Origin of the sequence: Agromyces mediolanus (assembly GCF_014648575.1) — a bacterium.
Classification (GTDB): Bacteria; Actinomycetota; Actinomycetes; order Actinomycetales; family Microbacteriaceae; genus Agromyces; species Agromyces mediolanus.
The window spans coordinates 91,655-101,627 of record NZ_BMRJ01000006.1; the positions used below are offsets into that span (position 1 = coordinate 91,655).

The 9,973-nt window shown below is 75.4% G+C and carries 9 protein-coding genes; 2 read left to right on the plus strand and 7 right to left on the minus strand.

Going from position 1 to position 9,973, the window contains the following annotated elements; genetic code table 11:
* Positions 1-99: 99 nt before the first annotated feature.
* On the plus strand, positions 100-1,488 hold the full coding sequence (locus IEY71_RS17205; protein WP_229781825.1) for an L-serine ammonia-lyase: 1,389 nt from the start codon (positions 100-102) through the stop codon (positions 1,486-1,488).
* Between the two features lie 114 nt (positions 1,489-1,602).
* Here the strand turns inward: IEY71_RS17205 and IEY71_RS17210 are convergent, their stop codons facing one another.
* The 4 genes from IEY71_RS17210 to IEY71_RS17225 all read right to left on the minus strand — a co-directional run bounded on the left by IEY71_RS17210 (position 1,603) and on the right by IEY71_RS17225 (position 6,307).
* A complete protein-coding gene (locus IEY71_RS17210) occupies positions 1,603-2,127 on the minus strand; it encodes a rhodanese-like domain-containing protein (RefSeq protein ID WP_189086611.1) in 525 nt (174 codons plus the stop codon).
* Positions 2,128-2,211: 84 nt separating this feature from the next.
* Complete coding sequence (locus IEY71_RS17215) at positions 2,212-3,480, minus strand: M18 family aminopeptidase (RefSeq protein ID WP_189086612.1); 1,269 nt, start codon at positions 3,478-3,480, stop codon at positions 2,212-2,214.
* A gap of 10 nt (positions 3,481-3,490) precedes the next feature.
* Complete coding sequence (locus IEY71_RS17220; protein WP_189086613.1) at positions 3,491-4,417, minus strand: DnaJ domain-containing protein; 927 nt, start codon at positions 4,415-4,417, stop codon at positions 3,491-3,493.
* Between the two features lie 114 nt (positions 4,418-4,531).
* Entirely contained in the window at positions 4,532-6,307 is a 1,776-nt protein-coding gene (locus IEY71_RS17225; protein ID WP_189086614.1) for a methyltransferase, read from the minus strand.
* Between the two features lie 258 nt (positions 6,308-6,565).
* Between IEY71_RS17225 and IEY71_RS17230 the strand changes: the two genes are divergently transcribed.
* Positions 6,566-6,898 (plus strand): hypothetical protein, encoded by a 333-nt coding sequence (locus tag IEY71_RS17230; protein WP_189086615.1) that lies wholly within the window; start codon positions 6,566-6,568, stop codon positions 6,896-6,898.
* A gap of 12 nt (positions 6,899-6,910) precedes the next feature.
* Here the strand turns inward: IEY71_RS17230 and pnuC are convergent, their stop codons facing one another.
* The 3 genes from pnuC to IEY71_RS17245 are packed head-to-tail and all read right to left on the minus strand — an operon-like array spanning position 6,911 to position 9,880.
* A complete protein-coding gene (gene pnuC, locus IEY71_RS17235) occupies positions 6,911-7,567 on the minus strand; it encodes a nicotinamide riboside transporter PnuC (protein ID WP_189086616.1) in 657 nt (218 codons plus the stop codon).
* A gap of 19 nt (positions 7,568-7,586) precedes the next feature.
* Positions 7,587-7,970 (minus strand): DUF3054 domain-containing protein, encoded by a 384-nt coding sequence (locus tag IEY71_RS17240; RefSeq protein WP_189086617.1) that lies wholly within the window; start codon positions 7,968-7,970, stop codon positions 7,587-7,589.
* A complete protein-coding gene (locus IEY71_RS17245; RefSeq protein WP_189086618.1) occupies positions 7,967-9,880 on the minus strand; it encodes a thioredoxin domain-containing protein in 1,914 nt (637 codons plus the stop codon). Before IEY71_RS17245 ends, IEY71_RS17240 begins: the two co-directional genes overlap by 4 nt.
* Between the last annotated feature and the right edge of the window lie 93 nt (positions 9,881-9,973).

A 9,973-nucleotide genomic window follows, 5' to 3' on the forward strand; every position in this document is an offset into this window, starting at 1 on the left:
CGCTGTCATGCCGCGGTCACGGCGTGCGCGGCGGGCAGCACGCACGATTCTGCGATTTCTCGAGGCATCCGTGCGCGAGAACGCGCGTACCCTGGTGTGGTGACAGCGTTCGTCTCCGCCCTCGATCTCTTCTCGATCGGCATCGGGCCCTCGAGCTCCCACACCGTCGGGCCGATGCGGGCCGCGACGGCGTTCGTCGACCGGCTCGACGAGGCCGGCCTCACCGAGCGGGTCGCCCGCGTCAGCTGCTCGCTCTACGGCTCGCTCGGCGCCACGGGCCTCGGCCACGGCACCCCCGACGCCGTCGTCGCGGGCCTCGCCGGCCTCCGGCCGCACGACTGCGACCCCGACGAGGTGCGCGGCGCCTGGCAGCGACTCGACCCCGAGGGCTCGGAGCTCCGCCTCGGCGGCCGCCACCCGATCCGGCTGCGCCCGAGCGACATCACCCTCGAGCCCCGCACCCGGCTGCCCGGGCACCCGAACGCCCTCACCCTGCAGGCCTGGGACGCCGACGGCGCCCTGCCCATCGCCGAGGAGACCTACTACTCCGTCGGCGGCGGCTTCATCCGCCGCGACGGCGACCCGGCCACCGAGGCCGAGGCGCTTCGGCATCCGCTGCCCTACTCGACCGCCGCCGAGCTGCTCGAGCTCTGCGACGAGCACGGCGTCTCGCTCTGCGACGTCGCCCGGCACAACGAGGTCGCCGTGCACGGCGAGGCCGGCATCGACGAGGGGCTCGACGCGATCTGGGCGGCGATGGCCGAGTGCGTCTCGCACGGCCTCGCGACCGAGGGCGAGCTGCCCGGCGGGCTCCGGGTGAAGCGCCGCGCCTCGCAGGTGCGCCGGCAGCTCGAGGCGTACGACCGCGAGGAGCTCGAGGCCGCCGCGCACCGCGACACCTCGACGGAGTGGCTGCACGCCTTCGCCCTCGCCGTGAACGAGGAGAACGCCTCGGGCGGCCGCGTCGTCACCGCGCCGACGAACGGCGCGGCCGGCATCCTGCCCGCCGTCGGCCACTACTACCTGCGTTTCGTCCCCGGCGCCGACCAGGCCGGCATCCGCCGCTTCCTGCTCACCGCCTCCGCGATCGCGAGCCTCGTGAAGAAGAACGCGTCGATCTCGGGCGCCGAGGGCGGCTGCCAGGCCGAGGTGGGCTCCGCGTGCGCGATGGCGGCCGGTGCGCTCTGCGCGGTGCTCGGCGGAACGCCGCGGCAGATCGAGAACGCCGCGGAGATCGCCATGGAGCACCACCTGGGCCTCACCTGCGACCCGGTCGCCGGCCTCGTGCAGGTGCCCTGCATCGAGCGGAACGCGATCGCCGCCTCGACCGCGGTGTCGGCGGCGCGGCTCGCGCTGCACGGCGACGGCACGCACCTCGTCTCGCTCGACACCGTCATCGAGACGATGCGGCAGACGGGCCTCGACATGATGACGAAGTACAAGGAGACGAGCGAGGGCGGCCTCGCGGTGAACGTCATCGAGTGCTGAGCCGCCTGAGTGGATGACTCGGTCGGCGCGGAGGCCTCGGTCGGCGCGGAGGCCTCGTGGGCCGGGCGGACGTCCCGCGGTGTCCCGGCCGGGGGACGCCCGCCCGTCGGGCCGTCAGCAGGCGCAGGCGATCGCGCCCGGCGCGGCCGGGTCGCCGTCGAGCTCGCGCCCGGCGGTGACGTTCGTGAGCGGATCGGCGGGCCGCACGCGCCGGCCCTCGTCCGTCTCGAAGGCGAAGCCCTCGCGCACCCAGTACTCGAAGCCGCCGATCATCTCCTTGACCGGGTGGCCGAGCCGCGCGAACTCGAGCGCCGCCCGCTGCGCCCCGTTGCAGCCGGGCCCCCAGCAGTAGACGACGACGGGGAGGCCCGCGGGCAGCGTCGCCGGCGCGTCCGCGGCGATCCGGCGGGTGGGCAGATGCACGGCGCCCGGCACCCGCCCCTGCTGCCAGGACGCCTCGCTGCGGGTGTCCACGAGCACGAAGGCGCCGGGCTCTTCGCGGAGCGCGACGGCGACGTCGGAGACGTCCGTCTCGAACGCGAGCCGCGCGGCGAAGTGGCGGGCGGCGTCGTCCGGCGCGGCGACGTGCGCGAAGAGCGCTGAACTCGTGGCGGCGGGGCTCGTGGCGGCGTCGGTCATGCCTCGAGCCTGGCAGGATCCCGGCGCCGCGACCCCGACAGATCCCGCCGACGTGCCGCGAAATCCCGCCAGATGCGCCGCGGCTCAGCCGGCGAAGAAGGCGGTCACCGCCGCGCCGAGCGCGACGAGATCGTCGACGTGGGCCAGCTCGCGCGCCGAGTGCATCGAGAGCAGCGGCACGCCGACGTCGACGGTGCGGATGCCGAGACGGGTCGCCGAGATCGGGCCGATCGTGGAGCCGCACGGCACGGTGTTGTTCGAGACGAACGGCTGGGTCGGCACCCCGGCGCGCTCGCAGGCGGCGGCCCACATGGCGGAGCCGAGGGCGTCGCTCGCGTAGCGCTGGTTGGCGTTGAGCTTCAGCAGCGGGCCGCCGCCGAGCACCGGCCGGTTGACGGGGTCGTGTCGCTCGGGGTGGTTCGGGTGCACGCCGTGCCCGGCGTCGGAGGACAGCAGCCAGGAGGCGGCCGCCGCCCGGCGCCGGTCCTCGGCGGTCGCGGCGAGACCGTCGCCGATGCGCGCGAGCACGTCCTCCAGGAACGGGCCGGCCGCGCCCGAGCGCGACTCCGAGCCGAGCTCCTCATGGTCGAAGGCGGCGAGGACGCTCAGGTGGCCGGCGTCCGACGGCGCCGCCAGCAGGGCCACGAGGCCCGCGTAGACGGAGCTGAGGTTGTCCATGCGGCCGGAGGCGAAGAACACGCCGTCGCGGCCGAAGCGCTGCGGCGGCGCGGTGTCGGCGAGCAGCACGTCGTAGCCGACGACGTCGGCCGCCGGCACCCCCGCGGCGGCGGCGAGATCGGCGAGCACGTCGCCCTCCTCGCCCGCGCCCCAGACGGGCTGCACGTGCCGCTGCTTGTCGAGGGTGAGCGCCTTGTTCTGCTCGCGGTCGAGGTGGATCGCGAGCTGCGGGATGCGCAGCATCGGCCCGGTGCGGGCGAGGTGCTCGGCGCCGTCGCGCGTGACGAGGCGGCCCGCGAGCTCGAGCTCGCGGTCGAGCCAGGAGTTCAGCAGCGGCCCGCCGTAGATCTCGACGCCCGCCTGGAGCAGGCCCGCCGAGGCCGTCGACGGGCTCGGCTTCAGCTTGAACGACGGCGAGTCGGTGTGCGCCCCGAGGATGCGCACCGGCGCGGTCGGCACGGCGCCGGCCGGCTCGACCCAGGCGATGACGGCGCCGTCGCGGACGACGACCCGGCGGCCCGGACCGCTCGGCCAGGCGTCCGCCTCGTCGAGCCGCTCGAAGCCGGCCGCCTCGAGCCGGCGGGCGACCTCGGCCGCGGCGTGGTACGAGGAGGGCGAGGCCTGCACGAAGGCGGCGAAGTCGTCGAGGTAGGCGGTGGCGTCGATCGCGGGCATGCCTTCGACCCTACGCGAAGCGGATGACGGCCTGCAGCCGCGAGCGGACCTCCATCACGTCCGTGCCGCCGAGGCTCGGCGACCCCGGGATCCCCTCGCGGATCGCGCTCACGAGGCGCGAGCGGCGCACGAGCGCCGTCGCCGCGCCGCGGATCGAGCCGCCGAGCTCGAGCGGCTCGGCCGCGTGCTCGTCGGGCACGACGACGAGGAGCGCCGTCGGCTTGACCTTCGCGGGCCGCGTGACGGCCTTCGCGCGGGCCGCGAGCGCCCGGAACGGCCGCTCGCCGTCGAGCCCCTCGCCGATGAGCTCGTTCCGGCGGAACCGCACCTCGCCGCCCCAGTCCTCCGACTGGACGGCGAACAGCCCGGTCGGGCCGAGCACGAGGTGGTCGAGCTTCGGGGGCAGCCCCGGCCCCGCGGCATCCGTCGCGACGTCGTGCCAGATCGTGTACGCGATGCCGAGCGTCGCGAGCGAGCGCGCGGTCGCCTCCTCGGCGAGCGCGTCGGCGAGCACGTGCCGGATGTCGCGGGGCGCGGCCCGCACGAGCGCCGGGTCGTAGGGGTCGGGGAGCTCCTGGCCGCGGCCGACCCACTCGCGGATGAGGGCGAGGTAGCGTTCGCGGTCGTAGCCGCCGGGATGCCCGTGCGAGCGGGCCTGCGGCCGCGAGTCGCGTCGGGGCCGCGGGGCCGCCGGCGCCCAGCTCTCCCGAGTGGGCGCGCTCGTGCCCGCGCCGCGGTCGAAGCGCGCGCGGGCCTCCGGGGTGCCGACGAGCGTCCAGGCCAGCTGCACCGCGTGGAAGCGGGCGGCGTCGCCGCCCGTGTCCGGGTGCGCCTCGCGCAGGGCGCGGCGGTAGGCGACGCGCAGGGCGGCGTCGTCGACGTCGACCGGGACGCCGAGCAGCTCGTACGGCGACGCGGACAGTGGACTCTCGGGCATGGGCTCGCTTTCGTGTGCGAGGTCGAGGATACCGCCGTCGGGCTGGACGGCGGCGGTGGGCGGGGCGCCGGGGCCGGCTGGGTCAGTGCCGCGTCAGGCGGGGCCGGTGCCGGATCAGGCGGGGTCGGTGCCGGATCGAGCTGGGTCGGCCGGTCGCAGCAGCCCGCCCGCGACGAGCTCGCGGAGCGTCGGCGCGAGCTCGGCCCAGAGCTCCGCACCGTCGGCCTCGAGCAACTGCGCGATCGCGTCGGACAGCACGCCCGCGGGCAGCTCCCCGTCGGCGGCGCCGACGAAGGCGGCGAGCGCGGTGCCGGCGTCGACGACCCGACCGAAGCCGCCGCCCTGACGCAGCAGGATGACGGTCGGCTGCTCGGCGCCCGGCCAGTGGTGGCGTTCCTCGGTGACGTCGGGCGCGACCTCCAGGCGGATGCCTCGCAGCGCCTCGTCGTCGAGCGGCGCGAGCGCGTCCATCGCGGCGAGCGCGCGCTCGAGGTGCGCCCCGAGCCCTCCGGATTCGGCACCGAGCGGTCCGTGCAGGCGCTCCGCGCGGGCGATCCGGGCCGGAGCGTCGCCGGCGGGGCGGCGCAGCAGCACGTAGCCGAAGCCGACCGACTCGACCCCGCGCTCGGCGAAGTCTTCGAGCCAGGCGGCGTGCAAGCGCTCGAACTCGGCGGTGCCGGGGCGGGTGCCGCCGTCGCGGATCCAGGTCTCGGCGTACTCGCTCGGGTCCTGGCGCTCACGCTCGACGAGCCAGTACTCGAGCCCCGTGCCGTCGAGCCACGCGACGACGCGCTCGAGCCCGTCTGCGATGCCCTCGCCCGTCTCGGGATCGACGATGATCCGGTACTCCCAGTTCGCGAGCAGCTGGGCGATCCCGCCGGGCTCGAGATGCGCGGCCGCCCCGCGGATCACGGCTTCGACGAGCTCGTCGCCGGCGAGCCCGCCGTCGCGGTACTCGTAGCTCGGCACCTCCGGGCGGCGCGGGGTGATCACGAACGGCGGGTTCGACACGATGCGGTCGAAGCGCTCGCCGGCGACGGGCTCGTAGAGGCTGCCGAGGCGGAACTCGATCCCGGCCACCTCGTTCAGCTCGGCGGCGAAGCGCGCGAACGCGAGCGCCCGCGCGGACACGTCGGTCGCGACGACCCGCTCGCTGAAGCGGGCCGCGTGCAACGCCTGGATGCCGCTGCCGGTGCCGAGATCGAGGGCGGTGCGGGCGGGGCGTTGCAGGAGCAGCCCGCTGAGCGTGGTCGTCGCCCCGCCGATGCCGAGCACGTGGTCCTCGGCGAGCGCGGGCGCCGCGCCGGCGCCCGGCCCGGACGCCGCTTCGCCGACGAGGGCGAGTTCACCGAGGTCGGAGGCGAGCCACCACTCCCCCTCGCCTGCGGCGTCCGCGAAGCCGTACGGGCGCAGGTCGACGAGCGCCCGCACCGTCCCCGAGTCGGTGCGGGTGACGAGGCCGAGCCGCTCGGCGCCGTCGAACCCCAGCGCCGGGAGCGCGTGCGAGAGGGCAGCCGGCTGCGCGTCGGCGCCGAGGACGAAGAGCCGCACGAGCGCGGCGAGCGCCCGGACGCGGTCGGCCTCACCGTCGGGGTCCTCGTCGGGGCCGCCGTCGAGTCGGGCCAGCACGTGGTCGAGGGCGAGGAGGGCGGGCGCCCGGTGCCCGCGCTGGAGCGAGCGGCCGGGGTGGCTGCGGCCGTCGACCACGGTGCGCTCCCAGAGCTCCTCGATCCGGGCGACCCGGAATCCCGCGGCGTCGAGGTCCGCCCGCAGCGAGGCGACGAGTGCCGCGGTCTCGGCGTCGGGCGCCGCGCCGAAGCGTCGCACGAACACCGCCGCCCGGCCGCCACCGAGCCGCGCCGAGGGATCGGCTTCGTTCGCTTCCGGCATCCTGGCCTCCTGGTCCTGCGCGCGGCGCGCGCGATCCATTCAAGCAGGCCTGCACCAATGCGAGCGGGCGGCGACCCACCACCGCGCCGTCACACGAGCGAAACCTCACGGCCACCTCGTGCGTCGTCACGCCGAACCCACTGCACCGCGCCGTCACACGACCGAAACCTCACGGCCACCTCGTGCGTCGCCGTGTAACCCCGCCGTCACACGGGCGGCGTACCCTTGCTACATCGACACCGCGAGGGGAGGGTCGCCATGACCGAGCCGACACCGCTCGATCGTCTGCGTCAGGACGCGCGCGACGAGCTCGCCGCGCTCATCGAGCTGCGCTGCCGGCTCGGCGAGGACCCTTGGGTGTTCCTGCCCGAGCTGCCCTCGGTCGACGAGCAGGTCGTGGCGACGCTCCGCGAGGACCGGCTGCAGGACGGCGGCTGGGCCGTGCAGCGCGCCCGCGCCTATCACCCGACGGCCCGTCCGGGCGACGTCGAGCGCTTCGAGTTCGAGCTGCTCCGCGGGATCGCGCTCGAGCACCCCGAGCTGAGCCAGGCGGCCTGGTCGATGCTCGACCGGGTGCCGAGCGCCTGGTAGCGCTCCCTCGGCTCAGGCCGCGGCGAGCTTCGCCCGGCGCTGCACGGCCATCCAGGCGAAGAAGCCGACGATGGTGAACGCGCCGTAGAACAGGTACAGCAGCGCCGAGGCGTAGTAGCCGGCGCTCACGAGCAGCGGCACGCCGACGGCGTCGACCGCGACCCAGATCAGCCAGAACTCGGTCCAGCCGCGCGCCATCCCCCAGGTCGCGAGCAGGGAACCGACGAAGATCCAGGCGTCGGCCCAGACCGGCTCGAAGGAGCCGAGGGCGCGGAAGATCGGCGTCAGCACGAGAGTGCCGCCGAGCAGGGCGACGACGAGCAGGATGCGGACGCGCCATCCGGCCCAGCGGGGCTCGACGGCGGCGATCGCGGACCTCCGGTGCTGCGACCAGCGCACCCAGCCGTAGATCGACACCGCGATGAACATGAGCTGCCGGCCGGCCTGACCGAGCAGGTTGACCGGGTTCGGCGTGTCGAACACGGCGCCGAGGAAGACGGTGAAGAGCAGCGCGTTGCCGATGATGCCGATGGGCCAGGCCCAGACCTTGCGCCGCATGCCGCCGAGGGCGCTCGCGAGTCCGAAGAGGTTGCCGACGATCTCGCGCCAGAGGATCACCTGGTCGCCGATGACCAGCTGGGCGTCGAACAGCCACTCGATGGGGTTCATGCGTGCGGCGGTGCGGCGGTCACGAGGCGGTCCGCGGGGAGCGGAGCCGGGCGACGAGCGCGACGATCGCGCGCCAGCCGAGGAGGAACAGCGCGAGCGTGCCGGCGGCCACCAGGATGAACGGCAGCTGCGTGCCCTGCCCGCTGGCGGTGCGCAGCAGCATGCCGCCGACGAGCGTCACCGCCCAGACGACGACGCCCGTCGGCCAGACGGCGAGCGGTCGCCGCCAGGCGAGGGAGACGAGCCAGCCCAGGAGGAGCGCCGCGAGGAACGGCCACGCCGTCTGCCAGAGCCCGGCGAGATCGAGGCCCTCGGCGTGGCTGCGGCGGCCGATGACGACGAAGAGCGCGACGAGCAGCACGTCCGCGACGGCGGCGGCCCAGACGGCCGACTGGCGATTCATCCCTCAATCGTAGGGCTCGCGAGCGCCGCCAGCGCGTCGGACTCCTGCACCGGCAGCGCGCAGACGAAGTGCTCGCAGCGGTACGCCGTCGCGCGGCCGTCGAGCGCCTCGCGCGCCGCGAAGAGCTCGAAGCCGGACTCGGCGAACTCCTGCGCCTGCGCGGGCGTCACGATCGCGCGGACCGCGGCGGGCTGTCGCCTCGCCTCCTCGACGAGCGATGCGGAGGCGGGGTCGGCGGATGCCTCGTCGGCAGGTGCCACGACGACGAGCTGCACCTCGGGCGCGCGCAGCCGCGCCATGACCGCGAGCGCTCCGCCGAAGGCGATCGGGCGGCCGGGCGCGATGCCGGCGACCGAGGCCATCGCCCGTTCCGCCTCCTCGCGGTACCGCTCCCCCGCGCCGAGCTGCGCGAGCAGCAGCGCCGCATCGGCGCAGCTCGTGAGCCCGGATGGGGCGGCGCCCTCGGCGGGGTCGTCGGGCAGCGCGAGGCCGAGCGCGTCGAGGGTGGGGTCGAGCCCCGGCGGCGCGAACGGGATGCCTCGTGCCGCCGCGCCGCCGGTCTCGGCGTCGTGCAGCGCCCGGTCGATGAGCTCGCGCGCGCGGCTCGCCCAGCTGCGCTCACCCGTGGCGAGTGCGAGGCGGATCAGTCCGCCGGCGAGCATGCCGACGTCCTCGAGCGTCGCCGGCGCCTCGGAGACCACGCCGTCGAGCGAGGCCCGACGGAGGACCCCGTCGAGCAGCTGCCGCTCGAGCACCACCGCTGCGGCCTCGCGTGCGGCCGTGAGCGCGGCCGCTGCGGCGGACTCCTCGAGGCCGCGCTCCGCGAAGGTCGAGAGCGCGCCGATCGCGAGCCCGTTCCAGCCGCTCAGCAGCTTCTCGTCGAGCGCGGGCGGGCTGACCGAGGCGCGCGCCTCGGCGTCCATCCGGTAGTAGCCGCCCTCGTCGCGGCGACCGTCGAGCACGCTCTCGGAGTCCTGCGCGCTCGCGAAGCCCCCGCCCGGCAGCGCCATCGTCGTCGTGAGGAATCGCGCCAGATCGTTCGCGAGGGGTGCCGCCCAGCCGATCGCGCCGGGCCAGCGCGTAGCCGCGACGGCGAGGCCGAGCAGTTGCGCATTGTCGGGCAGCATCCGCTCGTAGTGCGGCTCGCTCCAGTCGCGCTTCGTCGCGTAGCGGAAGAAGCCGCCGTCGACCGGGTCGAACAGCGGCGAGGCCGCCATCCGCTGGAGCGTCCGGGCCGCGAGCGTCCGAGCTTCGCCGGGCAGCTCGCCGAGGAAGCTCAGCACGGTCGGCACGGGGAACTTCGGCGCCGGACCGAAGCCGCCGTACTCCCGGTCCTCCTCGGCGGCGAGCGAACGGGCGGCCTCGCCCAGCTCGGCGTCCGAGGGCAGCGCGCCGCCGGTCGTGGCCGCCGCCGCGCCCGCGAGTGCGTGCGCCACCTCCTCGCCCATCGTGAGGAGCTCGCCGCGCCGGCTGCGCCACGCCTCCGCGACGGCGGCGAGCACCTCACGGAACGCGGGCGTGCCACCCACCGCCGTCGGCGGGAAGTAGGTGCCCGCGTAGAAGGTGCGCCCCTCGGGCGTCGTGAAGACCGTCAGCGGCCAGCCGAGCTCCCTGGTGAAGGCGGATGCCGCGGCGAGATAGCTGCTGTCGACGCCGGGATGCTCCTCGCGGTCGACTTTGACGGCGACGAAGTCGCGGTTCAGCTGCGCCGCGATAGCGGGATCGGAGAAGCTCTGCCTGGCCATGACGTGGCACCAGTGGCACGTCGCGTACCCGATCGAGACCAGCACCGGCACATCGCGTTCGCGGGCCGCGGCGAAGGCCTCCGGGCCCCACGGGTACCAGTCGACCGGATTCTCGGCGTGGCCGCGGAGGTAGGGGCTCACGGCGCCCTGCAGTCGGTTCGCCATGCAGCCAGCTTAAATGCCGAAAGGCCACCCCGGGGTTCGGGGTGGCCTTTCGTGAATGGGTGTCCGGCGGTGTCCTACTCTCCCACAGGGTCC

Coding starts and splice junctions, on each gene's coding strand:
- IEY71_RS17230 (WP_189086615.1), top strand. CDS start 6,566: ATGACCGAGCCGACACCGCTCGATCGTCTGCGTCAGGACGCGCGCGAC.
- IEY71_RS17240 (WP_189086617.1), bottom strand. CDS start 7,970: ATGAATCGCCAGTCGGCCGTCTGGGCCGCCGCCGTCGCGGACGTGCTG.
- IEY71_RS17215 (WP_189086612.1), bottom strand. CDS start 3,480: ATGCCCGCGATCGACGCCACCGCCTACCTCGACGACTTCGCCGCCTTC.
- pnuC (WP_189086616.1), bottom strand. CDS start 7,567: ATGAACCCCATCGAGTGGCTGTTCGACGCCCAGCTGGTCATCGGCGAC.
- IEY71_RS17225 (WP_189086614.1), bottom strand. CDS start 6,307: ATGCCGGAAGCGAACGAAGCCGATCCCTCGGCGCGGCTCGGTGGCGGC.
- IEY71_RS17245 (WP_189086618.1), bottom strand. CDS start 9,880: ATGGCGAACCGACTGCAGGGCGCCGTGAGCCCCTACCTCCGCGGCCAC.
- IEY71_RS17210 (WP_189086611.1), bottom strand. CDS start 2,127: ATGACCGACGCCGCCACGAGCCCCGCCGCCACGAGTTCAGCGCTCTTC.
- IEY71_RS17220 (WP_189086613.1), bottom strand. CDS start 4,417: ATGCCCGAGAGTCCACTGTCCGCGTCGCCGTACGAGCTGCTCGGCGTC.